Origin of the sequence: Actinomyces stomatis (assembly GCF_031292835.1) — a bacterium.
Lineage (GTDB): Bacteria > Actinomycetota > Actinomycetes > Actinomycetales > Actinomycetaceae > Actinomyces > Actinomyces stomatis.
Map to the genome: position 1 here is coordinate 13,605 of NZ_JASPEP010000023.1, position 17,522 is coordinate 31,126.

Below are 17,522 nucleotides of genomic sequence, written 5' to 3' on the forward strand. Positions count from 1 at the left end.
GCGTGATATGATCTTCCTTTCCTGGAATGTGCTGCATTAGAAATAAGGTCGATGGGTGGCAGTGTGGTTGTTCGTCGTGAAAATTGTCAGCAGAACCCAATAAGCCAACATGCCCAATCAAGGCCAGAATTTGAATCAGTTGGATTTGGTAGGCGCCTGGATGGAAGGAAGAAAAACATTGAGACTCCCTTTTAGGTTGATGTGGTCGGTGTGACGAATCAATAGTGGCACCACTTTCACGCCAGGGGATCGGCCGATCGGTTGGTCCATGTGGATGATAGTCGCATCGATAAGATATAAGACTTCCACCGCGTATATTGACAGTTTTTGCTTTTAAATGTTTTCGGCATCCCACTGTTATGGAGTGGGGAGGTGAGTCCGCCTCTACGTGACGTTCTGGGCAGTCTCAGAGTGATGGCCGTGCAGATCGCGATCAGAGGAGAGATGTTGGAGCGGAAGCGATTGCCAATACGAGCGCGGTCAACAACACCGCCGATGAGAATGTTACCAATAATGATTATCGCTGCGTTGCTCTGGGGTAGCCAGTCCCGGACCCTATCCCGCGCTGTCGATGATTCGTCGACTTCGGCCGGTTAGGCCGGTACTCGGTGATGTGAGTTGAGCCTGGTGCTCGGTCGCTGCGGAAGATGCTTGAAGGCGCCTTTGTCCATTTGGCGGCGGCAACAGGATCGACAGATCTGCCTGCGCTATGTCCCCGCGGATGGGACTGACGTGTGCTTGTGCGACGTACACCCCTGCACATCGTACGTCGCGGCCGAGCACGAGGACGACCTCAAGAAAATGCGCTACTCCAAGGAGCGACAGGATGCCTCAGGTCATTGCTGGGCTACTGGCCTTCCGCAACGGCCTCCCGCTTCAGACCGGGTGCAAGGGTGACCGTGCTGAGCCTGTCGTGATCATCCCCATCGTCGAATCTTTACCAAAGCTCATACCATTCGGAAGTCTGTAGCTATCGCTGACTCAGAACCGTTCACAATCGATGTTTCTCACTCGTGATTTCCTGCCATGGCTGGTTAGTTGCATGCCCTCATTTGTCGAAAACTATGCACGTTTATCGGGAAAATTCTAGGCGAGTCCGTGACGCAACGCTTTGACTACTGCGCCTACTCGATCGTGTACTCCAAGTTTAGCGATGAGTGTAGAAACATGAGTTTTCACTGTTGCCTCACTGACGTTGAGCCGTCTGGCGATTTGCTTGTTAGATAAAGCGTCAATCATGAGTTTCAACACTTCGATTTCGCGAGGTGATAGGCAGCTAAGTTCGGGAGGGCCGGAGGTATCTGCTGCCTTCGTCTCCTCAGTGGGCCTTGGTTTGGCTTCGTCCGCCGTTGATGGAGTTCTCGTGCGTAGCTGGTTTCCAGGGCCGGGGGATAGTACTAAATTTCCTCCGACCGCTTGACGAATTGCTCCGGCGATGGATTCGATCGAGTCTTCTTTCGCGATATAGCCGTTCACTCCGACCGCCAGGGTACGGTCAATTAGTTCTCTATTGATAAACGTCGTGAGTATCAGTATCGCGATGTTGGGCAGCTTTTTGTGAACGATAGTTGATAAGGTGATCCCATCCATTCGGGGCATTTGAATGTCAAGAAGAATGGCCTGGACAGACGAATTCTTGGGCGAGCCGAGAAGTTGGATCACTTCTTCCCCGTCGCTAGCCGTCCAGGCCACAGAAATGTCACTCTGTGCATTGAGAAGCGTGGTGAGTGCATGGCGAACAAGGGCGTCATCATCGACAATGCCGACATCAATCACGTGGTGTACTCCGTGTCCTTAATCGAGGGGATAGGAATGATTGCGCTGACGAGCCATGTTCCGTCCTCATTTGAGGTCGTGAGTGTGCCATCGAGCGCTGCCAGTCGTTCTTGCATACCCAATACGCCCATACCAGAAGAAGGTAGAGGTGAGGTTCGACTCTCGCGCACAGAGTTGGTGGAAAGCAGCCGGACATGCTGCTGGTTCTGAGAGATAAAGAGACTTGCAGGTTTATTGGGATCGCCATGTCGGATGATGTTTGCGGCCATCTCCCTGAGAACGCGAGACAAAATCGATATTTGACCTCGGTTGAGATTCACGTTGTCCGCTATATGACACTCTATCTGAAACCCTGCGTTGCGAAGATCTTGCGCCACGAGGCGCATGGATGCCTCGATGCTCTGACGTGGCTGCATGGACACCTCAAGCGTAGGAAGTGAAGAGTAGTTGGAACTTTTTCGTAGGGCGTAAAGAAGTATTCGCAGTTCATGGAGGGCGTCGGCTCCGGTTCCGGCAAGTGCAGAGAAGTCATTACGAGCTTCTTGAGGGTAAGATGGATTCTCGGCTGCGAGCCGGGCACGAAGTACGGTTTGCGACATGGAGTAGGCAACGAGATCGTGCATCTCTTTAGCGATCTCATCGCGAACTTCATTTAGGCGTTGCTCAGTAGCGCGAAATTTGTTTCTCCAATATTTTTCAGCCTGATAAACCGTGACGCCGATCGTGATTAATATTAGACCTGAGATGGCGTTAAAAAGAAAAGTCCTTATCTCTTGAGTCGGAGGCTTGGTGGGGGCGAGAGCGAGTGCGTATGCCGACTCATTGAATAGAAAAACTATGGCTAGTTTATTTATGGATAGAAAGCGACCGAGAAAAAAGTGAAATAGTAAATTGGTTATTATCATGTCGCTGACGGACGCATGCGGTGCGATGAGCAAAACGAGCCAGCATGCAGAGTATGCAATGCTCGCCGGATGGGGGAAGAAGGGGATGAGCGAACATAAAAGGGGTGCCAGCGTGACGAACGGAATGTCTGAGGGGAGCATAACGTCGCGCGCTATTGGTAGGGAGACGTTGATGAGAGCAAAAACTATGCTGATGATAATGTAGGGCGTCGGTACGGTTTGAGAGTTCTTTCTGACATGCTTTAAAAGCCTCAAAAGAGCGGGCTGGGTAGAACGGAACGCTGCTGTCACGATGTCCGTCCCTCCTGACTCATGTCAAAAACAACCACACGATCGGATCTTGCTGGTATAGCGTACGACAGGGGCGGAAGGTCAGACAAATTTCGAGTATGGAGTGTCCCCCTCTGACATCAGCGGTGTGCGTCGCTACCCGATCCCGACTTCACATCATCTTCCTGCTGTCTCATCCGAATGGATGAGCGATCGTTCCTTGGTGGGGCCGACCCTCATTCTTTGGTCGGTGCCGCTGGGCACTCGTGGCAGGTGAAGGAACGCTGTGCGGCAGGCACAGGTCGCGTTTGTAGGATGCCGGACATGAGAAGAACAGCGAGGCAGCGCCCGGTCGACTCAGGGCGCGCCAACCCGGCGCAGACGGCTGCGGAGTCCTTGATGACAGGCGGCTCGCCGCGCCGTCGACGTGCGGGGATCAGCGCCTTGGCGGTCCTCGTCGGCGGGTGCCTGAGCGCCTGCGGGACAGGAGTCGCCCCCGCAGCGGGCGGCTCGGCCACCGTCCCGGGCCCGATTCCCTCCGGCCTGGAGTCCTTCTACCGCCAGGCCGTCAACTGGTACTCCTGCGGCGCCACCGACGGCATGGAGAAGACCTCCGAGAAGACCGCCCAGGCGAGTGCCTCCACGACGACCGCAGCCACGACGTCGGCGCAGACAACGGCCGCCCCGAGCTCCGACGGCGCGACCGAGACGTCCGACTCCTCCGAGGAGGAGACCGATAACGCCAGCTTCAGCTGTGCCGTCATCACTGTCCCCCTCGACTACGCCAATCCCAAAGGCGAGACCATCTCAATCGCCATGAAGAAGCGCGCCGCCACCGGCGGCCACTCGCAGGGCGCCCTGTTCATCAACCCCGGTGGCCCCGGCGACTCCGGGGTCTCCTTCGCCGAGCGGGCGGGCAACGCCTTCAGCCCCGATCTGCTCAGCGCCTACGACATCATCGGCTTCGACCCGCGCGGGGTCGGCTCCTCCACGGCCATCACCTGCTCCAGCGACGACGACTCATCCGGTAGCACCGCCGAGCCCTCCGCCTCCGGGGACACCTCGGCGTCGCCGTTGGCCTCGAGTGCACCCTCCGCAGGCAGCACGGCTTCCGCAACGGCCTCCGCCGGGACCGCATCGAGCGGCGACTCCTACGAGGAGTGGGCGGAGTCGACCCGGCAGTCCTTCCAGGAGCTGACCGAGCAGTGCGCCTCCAATACCGAGCCCGCCGCCCTGCTCGACCACGTCGACACCGTCTCCGCGGCCCGGGACCTCGACATCCTGCGGGCGCTGGCCGGTCAGGAGAAGCTGAACTACCTGGGCTTCTCCTACGGCACCTACCTCGCCTCCGTCTACGCCGATAACTTCCCCGCCAACACCGGGCGCATGGTGCTCGACGGCGCCATCGACCCCTCCCTGTCCCTCGCCGAGCAGGGGCTGGGGCAGGCCAAGGGCTTCGAGCAGGCGCTGCGCACCTACGTCGACTACTGCCAGGCCTCCGCCGGCTGCCCGCTGAACGGCGGCACCGACGCCGGAGTCCAGCAGGTCCGTGACCTCATCACCTCCGCCAACAGCACGCCCCTGTCGACCAGTGACCCGAACCGCACCGTGACCGGCTCGGACATCGTCACTGCCCTGAGCGAGTACCTCTACACCACCGAGCAGAACTGGGAGCCCCTGAACAAGGCCCTCGACCAGGCCATCAACCACCGCGACGGCTCAGCCTTCGCGGCCACCGAGGAGCAGGACGCCGCCTCGAAGGACGACAGCGGTGGCGCCTTCCAGGCCGTCACCTGCCTGGACTACCCGGTGGAGGGCGACAAGACGACCTGGGCCGCGCAGTACGAGGAGGCCAAGCGTGTGGCCCCGATCTTCGGGAACACCTCGGTCGGCATGGACCTGGTGTGCAGCGTCTGGGGACACAACGGGACCCGGAAGCCCACGCAGATCCACGCCCACGGCGCCGCGCCGATCCTCGTGGTGGGAACCACCGGGGACCCGGCCACCCCGTACGCCTGGTCGAAGTCCCTCGCCGAGCAGCTCGACTCCGGCCAGTTGCTGACCTGGGAGGGCAACGGGCACACCGCCTACGGCGGCGACGCCTCCTGCGTCAACGACGCCGTCGACACCTACCTGATCTCCGGCACCATGCCCAAGGAGGGCCTGACCTGCCGCGGCAGCGAGTAACCGTCGCATGAGCGGGCGGGGCCGGGTTCGCTCGGCCCGCCCGCGGTCGTAGTTGAGGGCGTACATCCCCTACGAACATGCGGACAGTCAGCCGGCGGCGGGGGAGGTCTGGGTGGTGAAGGTCTCCTTGCCCTGGTTGTCGGTGATGACGGCGGTGACGACGGCCTGCTTGTCGGTGGGGACGGTGGTGGTTGCCCGGGTGCCGGTGAGGTTCTCCTCGGTGCCGTTGGCGTGCTGGACGTACCAGTCGATGCCGGCGATCGCGCCGTCGGTGTCGGTGGAGGCTGAGGCGTCCAGGGCCAGCTGGTCACCGTCGCGGGTGAGGGTGAAGGAACCGGTGGGGCGCGTGTTGTTCACCTGTGCCTGTGTTGCGGCGGGCTGCTCCTGCGCTGCCTCCTGCTCCTGGGTGTTCAAGGCGCCCATGATCGAGGAGGCCATGGCCTTGTGGCCGTCGGCGTTGGGGTGGAACCGTCCGTCCTCGATCAGGCCGTCGAACCAGGAGGACTGCTGGCCGCACAGCTCGTGTCCGGCGAAGGAGCCGGACGGGTCGACGAACCGCTGGCCGTGGCGCTGGGCGGCGGCCCTGAGAGCGGTGTTGAGCTCGTTGGTCTTGGCGTTGATCCAGCGCTGATCCACCTTGGTGACACCCTCGCAGCGCCCCGGAACCGGGAGGATCTGTCCGGCTCCCTGCGAGGTGAACATGTGCGGGTATCCGACGGCGACGACGGTCGCGCCCGGTGCGCGAGAGGCGATGTCCGCCATGAGCATGTCATAGCTGGTGATGCCCGCGCGCGTGGTCTTGCCTGTCAGGGCGTCGATGGCGCCGTCGACCTGCTCGGAGACCTCTTTGTTGCCGGAACAGGTGGAGAAGGGGGCGGCGGTGACGCACTTGGAGAAGATGGTGGAGAAGCCGGCGTCGTTACCGCCGATGGAGAAGGTGACCAGACTCGTGGAGGCGTTCAGACGGTCGAGCTGGGCGGGCTCGTTCCAGGAGGTCCTGGGCTGGTAGAAGTCGGAGGTGCGGGCTCCTGCGCAGGCGCCGAAGTCGAGTGCCTTGCCGGTCTGGCCGGCCACCTGGTGGGCGTAGGCGCCCGCGGCTCGTTTGCACCCGTTGCCGTCCTTGACATCAGTGCCACTGGCGTAGGGCGGTGCCCCGACGCCGGAGGCGTAGGAGTCGCCCAGGGCCACGTAGCCGCTCCCCTGAGGGGTGGAGTGGGCCGGTGCACCGCCGCCGATGGTCCAGGCCAGAACTGCGACAGAGGCCAGCATGCCCAGACGGAAGAGGGGACGACGACGCCTTCGAGTCGACTGTGTTGCCGCCCGCAGCCTCGTTAAGGAAGTGGAGGAGGAATGAGTGTGGTTGAGCATGCAACATCCTTAGGTTTCGGCTAGCGCACTCAAGAATTCTATCGACACAAATAATATGTGGGTGCTTCGCCTGCCTAAGACGTTTGTTGGTGAGGCGCGGTGGGGGAGCGGGTACGGCACGGGAGGTCGTCTGTGCTGCACGAGGCTGAGGTCCTCGTGCAGCACGGGTGGGAAGCCCGGTTCCGGGCGCCTTTAGCCGCCGGCCCTAGAGGTCCCCGACCTTCTGGAGGCGCTGGAGGCTGAGCCAGCCCACTGGGATCGGGATCCAGAAGGTCACCAGTCGGTAGACGATCGCCGTGGACAGCGCCACCCCGTAGGGGACGCCGGCGGCGACGAGCCCCGCGGTCAGGGCGAGCTCGACCGGCCCGATACCACCTGGGGAGGGCACGATCGAGCCCACCGTGTTGGAGGCCAGGTAGGTGATGGCCAGGACCGCGAAGGGCACCGTGTAGCCGAAGGCCCACAGGCTCGCGCTGAAGGACAGGATGTAGGACAGGGTCAGCATGAGCGCACCGCCCACGCCCAGCACCAGGCGCACCGGGTTGGACATGACCCACACGAGCCGCGGCCACACCTGGCGGTAGGTGGGTTCGATCTTGGCCCACGCCCAGGTGCGCGCCTTGGGAATGGTCAGAACAACCGCCGCCACCACGACGATGGCGCCCGCGGCGACCAGGACCCAGCCCGAGGGCAGAGTCAGTCCCGTGGACTGGCCGGTCATGGCCGCCAGCACCACGAGCAGCACCACGGTGACGACGAACTGGACCACCTGGACCAGGGCCACTGTGGCCACGCCGACCGCAGTGGGCACCCCCTTGCGGTTGAGGAAGCGCAGATTGATGGCCGCCCCGCCCACACCGGCCGGGGCCACGAGCGAGACGACGGCGCTGGCCAGGTGCACCTCGGTGGAGCGCCACAGGGAGAGCCGCTCGGGGCTGAAGGCCACCAGCGTCAGCCCGGCGCCCACGTAGGTCGCCACGGAGAAGACCAGGGCCGCCAGCATCCACCAGATATTGGCCTGCGAGACGGCGGCGGAGACCTGCTGGAAGTCCATCCCGGCCATCAATGTCCACACCGCGACCAGCCCAACCACCACCATGAGAACAACACGCGTGGAGAAGCGGTTGAGGCGGGCCGGCTCGGCGTCGGCCGTGGGGGTGAGCGCCACGAGGGCGTCACGTAGATCCTGGAGCACCTGCCGGCTGGCACCGCGCCGTCCCATGACCTCGCGGGTCTGGCGCGGCAGCACCACCCGCTGGAGCATGGGGGCGATCGAGGCCAGCTGCGCGATGGTCAGTGAGCGGGAGGCGGCGTCGATGGCCCGCTCGGCACCGACCGCCAGCGCCGTCAGCGCCAGCGCCTGAGCCAGGTCCACGCGGCGGGAGAGCTCGGAGGAGATCGTCTCGCCCGAGGCCCAGTCCAGGAGCCACAGCCTCCCGGTCGCATCGACGACGACGCTCGATGCGTCGATGCTCCCGTGCGCCAGCCCCGCGGCGTGAGCGCGCTGGAGCTGGCTCCACAGCTGGTCCAGGACGTCGTCGTCGACCTCGGCCCCCAGGTCGCTGATGGACCGGGCGCCGACGACGTGGTCGGTCACGAGCAGCACGGACTCGGCGGCCTCGGCCATGCCCAGTAGGCCGGGGGTGCGCACCTGGGCGCGGCGAGCCTCCATCGTCATGAGGGCGGCGTGCTCGGCGGCCGGGCGCAGGGACAGGTCACGGGTGGGGGACAGGCCCCTGACGCGGATCTGGTCCCAGATGTTGGAGAGGAACCCGGCCACCTGCCGATCGGCGTCGAGGAGGGTGACGTTGCGGCGCTCGCCGGCCGAGTCCCACACGGCGTACATCCGGTGGACCGAGGCCCGCTCCTGAGACAGGGCGTCGCTGGAGGCCTCGGCCAGAACCGCGGCCAGGTCGACGTCGGAGGCCGGCCTGATCGTGTTCGCGTCCGCCGACGTCTCCGTGCTCCCGGCCCCCGCCGTGTCCGACGGCGTGGGGTCGAGGGTGGAGGCGGACGCCCCGCTCGACGATCCGGCGGTCGCGTCGGTGACCTGCTCGTCGGCTGGGGTGGAGACGTCCCCGGCGGGGCGCTCGAGGCTCGCCGGCTCCTGCGGGGCCGGGTTCAGCGGGTTCTCGCGCACCTGCTCACGGACCTGCTCGGTGTAGCCCAGGGGGGCGTCGGTGGTGACGACCCAGGCGCGCGCCTCGGGGGCGCGGTCCATGCGGACCACGCGCACGGCGTCGATCCCGGCCCGACGCAGGGCGCGCACGAGCGTGACCCCGTGGGCGCGGCGGTCCTCCACTCCGAAGACGTAACGGACCAGCAGGCCGACGGTGCGGCCCAGCAGCAGGGACAGCACCGCCCCCGGCAGGGTCAGGGCGCCGCGCAGGACGGCCATGCCGAGGACCACCCACAGGGCCGCCCAGCCCGAGCGCATCACGGTGGAGCTGTTGCGATCACCGGCACCCGTGAGCAGGCCCGCCATGGAGGCGAAGACCGTGGAGACGCCCAGCTGGGCGGTGCCCGAGGCGGTGACCGTCAGCCCCATGACCAGGGCGGTGGGGCCCCAGGCCACGAGGCCGGTCATCGCGGCGATGGCGACCGAGTAGCCGGCGATCCCCGACAGGACGGCCTGGCCGCAGGAGCGCCAGGAGCGGCGCAGGACCCGGTCCAGCAGGACGGCCAGCGGCACGATGAAGGTGGCCAGGCCCTCAATGGTCTGCAGGGGGAAGACGAGGATGCGGCGCAGCACCACCGCCAGGGCGTTCTGGACGTCCTGGGTGACGCCGGTGGTGGTCTCTCGGGCGTAGATCGCCAGAACGAGGACGGCGAAGATGCCCAGGAGCGTCAGGGTCAGGTCGAGCAGGTCCTCGGTGCGGCGCAGGCGGTGCGCGGTGGTGTCCACCAGCAGCGTCGTCGAGCGGGGGGTGGCGGGGCTGGAGACCGCGGCGGGCTCGGCCATCGGGGCGACCCCGATGACGGGGATGCCGACGGGGGAGGTGGAGGCCGACTCGGCTGATGGTGCCGAGGTTGCCGAGGTGGCCGACGGGTTGGATGCCGCAGATGCCTGCTGGGCGACGGCGCTGGGCGGCTCGGTGAGCGTCGAGGCGTGGTCGAGGTCGCCGGCCGGCGGGGGCGAGCCTGGTGCGGCATCTGTCATGGCGGCGATTCTAGGGGGCGAGCCTGTGCACACCCTCCTACGTCGGAAGGAACCGCTCGGCAACGGCTGACTCATTCAAAGTAGTTTGCAACGCAAACTAGAAGCCGCTATCCTGGAACTGGTTTGAAACGCAAACCACTGTTCACGAGGAGGTCCACCATGAGTGCTGCCACTGAGCACCAGAAGGTTCCGGCGGGGCCCGACGAGGCCCTCGCTGTCATCGACGCCCAGCGGAGCGCCTTTCTCAAGCGGCACGGGATCAAGGCGACCCCGCTCCTGACCGCCTGGGGGCTGGCCTGGCTGGTCGGCTACGCCGCCCTGGCCCTCTACCGCAGGCCGGACTACGGTCTGCCGTTGGCGCCGTACCTGTTCTTCTGCGGCTGCCTCGCGGCGGCCCTGCTGTTCACCTTCGCCTACGTCGTCCCCAAGACGCGCGGTATCCGCGGTCGGAGCAGTCGCGAAGGCACCTACTACGGTCTCGCCTGGGCTCTCGGGATGCCGCTGGGCGCCATCATCCTGAGCCGAGTGAATGCCTTCCTGGCCACCCTCAACACGAGTCAGGCCAATGAGGTCTCCAGCGTCGTGTCCAACGCCGTGCCCTGCCTCGTCGTCGGCGTCATCTTCCTTATGAGTGCCGCACTGTGGAACGAGACGGTCATGGGGGTCCTGGGCGGCTGGATCCTCCTGGTCACCCTGGTGGTCACGATTGTCGGGATGCCCTGGGCCTGGTGGATCATGTCCGTGGCCGGTGGGGGCGGCATGCTGGTGGCCGCCGTCGTCGGTGCCGCCACAGGATCGAAGTGAGGTGTGTGACATGACCGGAGTGGTGCGGGCGCAACGGTCCGGAGGGGTGGAGGACTCCGGCGGGGCAGCGGAGTCGGCAGGGCCGGCCGGTGCTGGCGCCTCCGCTGCCTCCACGGTCTCCGCCGTCGATATCGACCCTGTCATTCACGCCCAGGCCCGCCTGCGGATCATGGCGACCCTGGCCGCCGTGCCCGTCGGCGACGAGCTGCACTTCCCCCGGCTGCGCGAGCTGCTGGACATGACGGCCGGCAACCTGTCCACTCACCTGTCCAAGCTGGAGGGGGCGGGCTACGTTCAGCAGAACAAGACCTACTCCGGGCGCAGTCCCGCCACGTACCTGGCGCTGACTCCTGAGGGGCGGGTGGCCTTCGAGCGGTACGTGCGCAATCTGCGTGCCCTGCTCGACGCCTGAGGTCCTCGGGGGGTAGGTCTCGACAAAGGGGTTTTATTAACCGTTCGGTTAGCGTATGGTGTGAATCAAGTCTCATAGGTGGGTGCCGATGGGGGTGCTGCCGTGAGGCCCTGTCGCAAAGGTCGGCCGGTGTCCGTCGGCCGACCGGACTCCGGGGCGGGCAGCCCGCCCCGCCATTCCCGTCACCGTCGACCACCCAAGGACACACCATGCCTCTCAGTGCACAGACCACGCCCACCGACTCGCCATCCCGTCTCCAGCCCAGCCGCGTTTGCGCCCATCGGCTCAGCCGACGGACCCTGCTCAAGGGGGTGGGCGGGCTCGCCGCCGCCTCCTTCATCGGGGGCGGCGCCGTCGTCGCCGGATCGGCCCCGGCGCAGGCCGCCCTCACCGTGGCCGAGCACGAGGACCACGGCCGCATGCAGTACTACAAGCTGGCCACGTCGTCGGTCGGCTTGCTGCCGCGCGTCAATGTGCTGCTGCCCGACGGCTACGACACCTCGCGCCGGTACCCGGTGCTCTTGCTGCTGCACGGCGGCGGCGAGAACTACTCGACCTTCGACACGAAGTACGACATCCGCAACCACACCGCGGGACGCGACCTCATCGTCGTCATGCCCGACGGCGGGGCGGCCGGCTGGTACTCCGACCCCGAGTCCTCCAACGTGGGGCCGCGCAACTGGGAGACCTTCCACATCAAGGAGCTCATCCCCTGGGTCGATGCCACCTTCGCCACCACTGCGCAGGCCTCCGGCCGCGCGGTCTCCGGCTTCTCGATGGGCGGCTTCGGGGCCTTGAAGTACGCCGCGAAGTACCCCGAGCTCTTCGGGTCGGTCTCCAGCCACTCGGGGCCGGCCGACCTGCGCATCCAGGACGGCGCCGTGGTCCACTGGGCGAACTTCACCGCCGGTGCCACCGACCTCAAGGGCGGCACCATCTACGGGATTCCGTGGGACCAGGCGCGGGTGAGCGCCGACAACCCGGTCGAGCACGTGGAGAGCTACCGCGGCAAGCGCGTCTTCCTGGTCTCCGGCACCGAGAGCGATCGGTACGAGAGTGTCGTCCTGCCCAGCCAGCAGAGCTTCGGGAAGGCGCTCGCCGGCGCCGGGATCGGCTACGAGCACTACGAGGACACCGGTGCCCACATCGTGCGCTGGGGCCGCATGCAGCAGGACATCGACTCCCTGCTCAACCACTTCGCCAAGGCCGGGTGAGAGCCGGGCGGCTGCCCTGGCCGATCTGGCTAGCGCACGCCGCCGGTTCGGCGGGCGACGAGGACCAGCAGACCCCACATGACAGCGCCTACGCCGACGGTGGAGAGCAGGAGAGGAAGCGTGCTCGTCGCGTCCAGTTCCCCGGCTGTCATGGCTGTTGATCCCAGAGACAGCGTCATGCTGACAAGCCCTTGGGGAGTGGTGTAGGCCAGAGGGCTCTGTGCCGCTCCCAGGCCGAATCCGATGATGCAGCCGACGAATCCCAGTGCCACCGGCGCGGCGAAGGACCGCATGAGCATGCTCAGCAGTGACTGCAGGGCGATGAGCGGGATGATGCTGACCACTGCCAGAAGATTTGAGGCGACGATGGTGCCGGGCATTGCAAGACCGAGACCCATCACGAATGCTCCTGAGATCCAGGCCAGCACGATGAACGCCACCTGCATGGTCAGCACCGGAAGCAGAATGACCAGGGTCTTGGCGAGGATGACGGATACCGGGGAGTGCGGGGAGGTCCGCATGGCGTTCCAGCTCGTGCCCCGGTGCTCCATCCGCCAGGCGGCGGAGGCCAGCAGGGCCACACCCAGCGAGCAGAAGAACATCGAGTAGAACAAGGATATCTGGGACGTCAGAACTCCCCATTCCGCGGAGAAGACCGCCTGATTTCGGTAGAAGTTGAAGGTGCCGGTGATAACTGCGAGCAGCGGCAGCAGGACGGCCACCACCCACACCGAGGAGCGCTTGAGCTTGATGATCTCGGAGGCCAGCAGGGACGGGAAGCCACCGCTGCCCACGCTGCGGGCCGTGGCGGGGGTACGTGCAGGAGTGCTCACGGGGGCTACCTCTCGATCCTGTTGAGCCGGTGGGTGACAACGGTGAATATGAGGGCCGTCAGGATGAAGAATCCGGCGATCCACCCCGCCGGGACGTCAATGTAGGTGACGTCCGACTGAGAGTGCGCGGTGGCGCTCATGGCGGCGGGAGTGATGAGGGCGTAGTACCCCCAGGGGGTCCATTGGACTATCTCAGGCGGTACGAGCAGGGTGAAGATTCCGATGAAGCCGCTGAGTAGCCCGGTGCTCATGACGATCATCTGGTTCTCCACCACGGCTGCGAGCCACAGGAAGTAGGTGCACATGGCCAGGTCCACGCAGATGAGGAGGGCCGTGTACGTGACCCAGGGGCCGACATCGAGCGCCACCGACAGTCCTCTGAAACGGGCGAGCATGATGATGCCCAGACTCTGAACCGTCACGGCTGGGACGATGAGGAGTGACAGCGCCGCGAGCTTGGCCCGGCACAGGGTCCCCGGTGTCAGGCCGGAGGCGGCGGCCAGGTTCCAGCCGGAGCCGGTGTGCTCGATATCCGTCTGCCGACTGGCGAGCACTGAGACGAGGATCGGTCCGACCATCGCGTTGAAGAAGCCTGTTGTCAGTAGCAGCCTTGCCCACGGCATCGCATGCGGCTCATGGGAGAGCTCCGTGAATGACGTGCCGAACAGGTTCATGCTGCACAAAGCCACCGATGCGCTGACGATCAGCATCGTGATCGCAGGGGCGCGCAGCCGACGCATCTTGAGGATCTCGACACCCACGGCCGTCAAGAAGCCAGGTCCGGATGAGCTTTGGGAGCCCGGAGAGTGGTGAGACGACGTCGGAGCAACGACGGCGGGTGCTGACGAGAGTGCGGCGCTGGTCGTCACAGCACACCTCCGCGACCGGTGAGGTCCATGAAGACGTCCTCGAGGCTCTGGGCCTCGCGCCGCACCTCGTGCAGTTCGACGCCGGCGCTCACCAGCCGGTTGATGAGCTCGGCGACCGTCTCCTTCGACATCCCCGGGATGCGCACGCCCTGTGGCGTCAGCGTCGGGCCTGTGGCAGAACCGGTGACGGGAACGGCGGTCGGGTTGGGTGAGGCGGACGCGTCGGGGGCACCGGCCGCCGTCAACGCCGCGAGTGCTTGCGTCGGCACCAGCCCGGCCAGGACCTGAGGGTTCAGGACGGCCTGCGGCGTCGGGGTGACGACGAGCACGTCCGGCACCGAGCGCTCCATGAGCTCGGCGCGCGTGCCCTGGAAGACGAGGCGGCCGGCCGACAGGATGCCGAGCGTGGATGCCATGCGGTCGATCTCGTCGAGCAGGTGGCTGGAGACCATGACGGTGACGCCCTCGTTGGAGAGCTCGACCAGCAGCCGGCGTACCTCCTCGATGCCGGCCGGGTCCAGGCCGTTGGTGGGCTCATCGAGGATGAGCAGCTCGGGCTGGCGGGCCAGCGCCAGCGCGATGCCGAGACGCTGCTTCATGCCCAGTGAGTAGGTGCGCACCAGGCGGTCCTTGTGCTCGGTCAGACGTACGAGCGCCAGGGCGCGGCTGACCTGCTGGTCGCTCAGTCCCTGCATCTTCGCCGCGATCCGCATGTTCTCCGCGCCCGTGAGATGGCCGTAGCCGGGTGGGTTCTCGATCATGGAGCCGGTGCGCGACATGATCTCGGCGCGCGTGGTCGGACTGAAGGGCCGCCCGAGCACGCTGATCCGCCCGCGCGTGGGCGCCAGGAGTCCCAGCAGCATCTTCATCGTGGTCGACTTGCCCGAGCCGTTGGGGCCCAGGAAGCCGTAGACGCTCCCGCGCGGCACCACGAGGTTGAGTCCCTCAACGACAGTGCGCTTGTCGAAGGTCTTGGTGAGGTCGTGGGTGAGGATGACGGCGTCGGAGGCCGCCGCTCCGGGGCCCGGTCCGCCGGCCTGCGGGAGGGGAACCGGAGGGGTGGTCCGGGCTGGCTGAGGCGGCGCTGAAGGCGCTGGTGGGATGCGATGCGAAGTCGTCATGGGAACAAGGCTGCTCGTACCGGGTCGGGTGATCATCAGCCCGTGGTCTGCTTCTGGAACCGGTGACATGGCGAGGCTCATACCCGGGTATGAAATCCCGGCGGCGCCCTCTGGGGCTCGCGATCGCGACGGTACGGTTCAGGCATGAGAAAACGGCTGGGTCGCGAGGCGGCGCGGGCGGACTCGGCGGCTCCAGCGCCGACGTCGGCCGGGCGTGTGCCCCCGGCGGGTCCGATCTCGGCCGCCTGGCGCGACCTGCGCTCGGCCCCGTGGACGACGGCGTCCGACGTCATCATCGCGCTGGCCTTCTTCTTCCTGTTGTGCATCGGCCGGCCCGACTCGGCTCCATGGCTCATCGAGGGGGCGGGGCCGGTGTTCCACTCCCTGCTGGTGGGGGCTTGCGCCCTGGCTCTGGTCGTCCGGCGCCACTCCCCGCTGCTCTTCGTCCTGGTGGCCGGCATCTGCCTGAGCGCGCACCTGGTGCTGTTCACGGAGTTCTCCGTCTTCTTCGTCGTGACCGGCTTGATCGCGGTGGAGACGACGCAGTCCCGCCTGGAGGCGCCATGGCGATGGGTGGCGCTCGTCCTCGAGCTCGTGGGCGTGGGCCTGGCGACAACTCGCGTGTACCACCTCATCGGTGGCTACATCCACGCGGGTGAGGCGCGGATGGTCGTCGTCGTCAATATCTGGCTGGTGACGATGGTGACGGCCTTCGTCGGCGCTGCGCGGCGCCGCAGCCGCGACCGTTACAACCGGGCCCTCGAGCGGGCCTCGGTGCTCGAGGCTCAGCAGGCCGCCGAGCGGCGCCTCGCGGTCATTGAGACCCAGCAGCGCATCGCCCGCGACGTCCATGACCTGCTCGGCCACAGTCTCACCGTCATCGCCATGCAGGCCGAGGGTGCCCGCGCCATCTTGGCCACCGATCCGGCAGCTGCCGACGAGGCCCTGGCTGTCATCGGAGAGACCTCCCGCCGCTCCGTCGATGAGGTGCATGCCCTGGTCGACATGCTGCGTTCCGATGCCGATGCCGCCGATGTTGATGCGGCCGCGGCTCCCGGTTCCGCTGCTGGTAGGGGCTCTGATACCGGTGCCGCCGGTGTGGGCGGTTCCGGGGCTGCCGGCCGTCTCACCGGTGGTACCGGCGGCGGGGCATCCGGCACTGTTGAGGCCGGAGCCGAGGATGGCACCGGAACCGGAGAGGCGACGTCGGGCCAGCACGTGGAGCTTCTGCGCGAACCCGTGCGTCAGGCGCAGCGGGCGGGACTGCCCGTCATCCTGGAGGCCGACCCGACTGGCCGGATCCCCTCGGCGGTAGCGCAGGTCCTTCACCGGGTGGTCCAGGAGTCGCTGACCAACGTGCTGCGCCACGCTCCCGGTGCGGTCACGAGAGTCTCGCTGCGCACCGGGGCGGGGCTCGTCATCCTCGTCGTCGAGAACGCCCAGGTCCCGAAGTCGCTGGTAGGAGATGCGGACCCTGCGCCGAGGACTGATGACCGTTTGTATCGCCAGAACACCGGGGAGCAGATGGACGCCATGCCGGCGGAGGCGCCGTACGAGTCGGTCGCGATGCCTTGCCTTGCGGTGAGCGTCTCCGAGGGCACGAGGCACTGCGGCTTCGGTCTCATCGGCATGCGCGACCGGGTCGCCCAGCTCGGAGGCACCTTCACCGCAGGTCCCACGGCTGAGGGTGGATGGAGGGTGACGACAGAGCTCCCCTGTGTTCCACAGTGAGAGCCGATTCCGCTCGTATGGCGAACCTCGCAGGGTGTCGTCGGCACTTCGTCAGTACAAAACCGCACAAGCCGACCCTGGAGGGCGGATACTTCCGGTGAGTTGCCGTCAAGAAGGGGAGGTGCCTGTGATCCGCCTGGGTCTGGCCGATGACGAGCCGCTGTTCACCATGGGGCTGGCCATGCTGCTGGGGGCGCAGCCGGATATGGAGGTCGTCTGGCGCGCCGTCGACGGCAACGACGCCCTCAGGCGCAACGCCGCCGACCCCGTCGACGTGCTCCTCCTCGATGTCCAGATGCCCGGGCTGGACGGACTCGCCGCGACTCGAAAGCTCATGGCCCGCGGCACCACCGGACGGGTCGTCATCCTGACCACCTTCGACACCGACGGCTACGTCATGGGTGCCATCGAGGCCGGTGCAGCCGGCTTCCTGCTCAAGAACACCCCGCCCCAGGACCTCATCGCCGCGATCCGCACCGTTCACGACGGCGACTCCGTCATCTCCCCGGGGCCCACTCGCCGGCTGCTCACCGCCGTGCGCACCGGCCAGGTCAGCGGCGTTCTTCCCGGGGGCGGTGCTGGGCGCCACGCCTCCGAGGACTCGGTCGAGGCGGTTCGGACCGCCGAGGCCTCCCAGCAGGTCGCAGCCCTCACCCAGCGCGAGCGCGAGATCCTGACACTCATCGCCCTGGGGCTCACCAATCAGGAGATCTGCGACCGGGAGTGGCTGTCCATGCCCACGGTCAAGACCCATGTGAGCCACCTGCTGTCCAAGACCGGCTGCCGCGACCGGGTCCAGCTCGTGCTGCTGGCCCTGCGCGGCGGCGTCGTCGACCTCGACGACGTCCTGGGCCGGGCCTGAAGGCGAGCAC

The 17,522-nt window shown here is 66.1% G+C and carries 13 protein-coding genes; 6 read left to right on the forward strand and 7 right to left on the reverse strand.

All coding sequences use genetic code 11. The annotated features are described in order from the left end of the window. Window positions 1–1,086: 1,086 nt before the first annotated feature. Window positions 1,087–1,776 carry a response regulator gene (locus tag RIV12_RS10720; protein WP_309323762.1) on the reverse strand — a complete coding sequence of 230 codons (690 nt, stop codon included), beginning with the start codon at window positions 1,774–1,776 and terminating at the stop codon, window positions 1,087–1,089. Next, window positions 1,773–2,972 (reverse strand): sensor histidine kinase, encoded by a 1,200-nt coding sequence (locus RIV12_RS10725; RefSeq protein ID WP_309323764.1) that lies wholly within the window; start codon window positions 2,970–2,972, stop codon window positions 1,773–1,775. The genes RIV12_RS10720 and RIV12_RS10725 overlap by 4 nt, the downstream gene beginning before the upstream one ends. Window positions 2,973–3,266: 294 nt before the next feature. On the opposite strand from RIV12_RS10725, the gene RIV12_RS10730 reads away from it, so the two are divergent. Then, the gene (locus RIV12_RS10730; protein WP_309323766.1) at window positions 3,267–5,138 is read left to right on the forward strand and encodes an alpha/beta hydrolase; all 1,872 of its coding nucleotides are present in this window, start codon (window positions 3,267–3,269) and stop codon (window positions 5,136–5,138) included. An 87-nt stretch (window positions 5,139–5,225) separates the two neighbouring features. Here RIV12_RS10730 and RIV12_RS10735 read toward each other — a convergent pair whose 3' ends face one another. Both RIV12_RS10735 and RIV12_RS10740 read right to left on the reverse strand, forming a co-directional pair. Continuing rightward, on the reverse strand, window positions 5,226–6,407 hold the full coding sequence (locus tag RIV12_RS10735) for an SGNH/GDSL hydrolase family protein (protein WP_309323767.1): 1,182 nt from the start codon (window positions 6,405–6,407) through the stop codon (window positions 5,226–5,228). A gap of 304 nt (window positions 6,408–6,711) precedes the next feature. Continuing rightward, window positions 6,712–9,666, reverse strand: a complete 2,955-nt coding sequence (locus RIV12_RS10740) for a lysylphosphatidylglycerol synthase domain-containing protein (protein WP_309323769.1) — start codon at window positions 9,664–9,666, stop codon at window positions 6,712–6,714. Window positions 9,667–9,825: 159 nt separating this feature from the next. Here RIV12_RS10740 and RIV12_RS10745 point away from each other — a divergent pair, with 159 nt between their 5' ends. The 3 genes from RIV12_RS10745 (at window position 9,826) to RIV12_RS10755 (ending at window position 12,096) form a co-directional block, all read left to right on the forward strand. Then, window positions 9,826–10,470 carry a hypothetical protein gene (locus RIV12_RS10745; protein WP_309323771.1) on the forward strand — a complete coding sequence of 215 codons (645 nt, stop codon included), beginning with the start codon at window positions 9,826–9,828 and terminating at the stop codon, window positions 10,468–10,470. A 10-nt stretch (window positions 10,471–10,480) separates the two neighbouring features. After that, entirely contained in the window at window positions 10,481–10,882 is a 402-nt protein-coding gene (locus RIV12_RS10750; RefSeq protein ID WP_075417963.1) for a winged helix-turn-helix domain-containing protein, read from the forward strand. Window positions 10,883–11,091: 209 nt separating this feature from the next. Beyond that, window positions 11,092–12,096, forward strand: a complete 1,005-nt coding sequence (locus RIV12_RS10755; protein ID WP_309323773.1) for an alpha/beta hydrolase — start codon at window positions 11,092–11,094, stop codon at window positions 12,094–12,096. A gap of 29 nt (window positions 12,097–12,125) precedes the next feature. On the opposite strand, the gene RIV12_RS10760 is transcribed toward RIV12_RS10755, so the two are convergent. The 3 genes from RIV12_RS10760 to RIV12_RS10770 form a co-directional block, all read right to left on the reverse strand. Further along, window positions 12,126–12,929, reverse strand: coding sequence for an ABC transporter permease (locus RIV12_RS10760; protein ID WP_309323775.1), 804 nt, complete (start codon window positions 12,927–12,929; stop codon window positions 12,126–12,128). 5 nt (window positions 12,930–12,934) lie between these two features. Beyond that, entirely contained in the window at window positions 12,935–13,690 is a 756-nt protein-coding gene (locus tag RIV12_RS10765; RefSeq protein ID WP_309323800.1) for an ABC transporter permease, read from the reverse strand. A 104-nt stretch (window positions 13,691–13,794) separates the two neighbouring features. Then, window positions 13,795–14,919 (reverse strand): ABC transporter ATP-binding protein, encoded by a 1,125-nt coding sequence (locus RIV12_RS10770; RefSeq protein WP_309323777.1) that lies wholly within the window; start codon window positions 14,917–14,919, stop codon window positions 13,795–13,797. 144 nt (window positions 14,920–15,063) lie between these two features. Between RIV12_RS10770 and RIV12_RS10775 the strand changes: the two genes are divergently transcribed. Then, complete coding sequence (locus RIV12_RS10775) at window positions 15,064–16,650, forward strand: sensor histidine kinase (protein ID WP_309323779.1); 1,587 nt, start codon at window positions 15,064–15,066, stop codon at window positions 16,648–16,650. 127 nt (window positions 16,651–16,777) lie between these two features. Beyond that, entirely contained in the window at window positions 16,778–17,512 is a 735-nt protein-coding gene (locus tag RIV12_RS10780) for a response regulator (protein ID WP_075417876.1), read from the forward strand. Window positions 17,513–17,522: the final 10 nt, after the last annotated feature.

What these genes read in the sequence shown, in the direction of transcription:
- RIV12_RS10755 (WP_309323773.1), top strand. Translation starts at nt 11,092, where the DNA reads ATGCCTCTCAGTGCACAGACCACGCCCACCGACTCGCCATCCCGTCTC.
- RIV12_RS10775 (WP_309323779.1), top strand. Translation starts at nt 15,064, where the DNA reads ATGAGAAAACGGCTGGGTCGCGAGGCGGCGCGGGCGGACTCGGCGGCT.
- RIV12_RS10735 (WP_309323767.1), bottom strand. Translation starts at nt 6,407, where the DNA reads ATGCTGGCCTCTGTCGCAGTTCTGGCCTGGACCATCGGCGGCGGTGCA.
- RIV12_RS10740 (WP_309323769.1), bottom strand. Translation starts at nt 9,666, where the DNA reads ATGACAGATGCCGCACCAGGCTCGCCCCCGCCGGCCGGCGACCTCGAC.
- RIV12_RS10730 (WP_309323766.1), top strand. Translation starts at nt 3,267, where the DNA reads ATGCCGGACATGAGAAGAACAGCGAGGCAGCGCCCGGTCGACTCAGGG.
- RIV12_RS10750 (WP_075417963.1), top strand. Translation starts at nt 10,481, where the DNA reads ATGACCGGAGTGGTGCGGGCGCAACGGTCCGGAGGGGTGGAGGACTCC.
- RIV12_RS10770 (WP_309323777.1), bottom strand. Translation starts at nt 14,919, where the DNA reads ATGACGACTTCGCATCGCATCCCACCAGCGCCTTCAGCGCCGCCTCAG.
- RIV12_RS10745 (WP_309323771.1), top strand. Translation starts at nt 9,826, where the DNA reads ATGAGTGCTGCCACTGAGCACCAGAAGGTTCCGGCGGGGCCCGACGAG.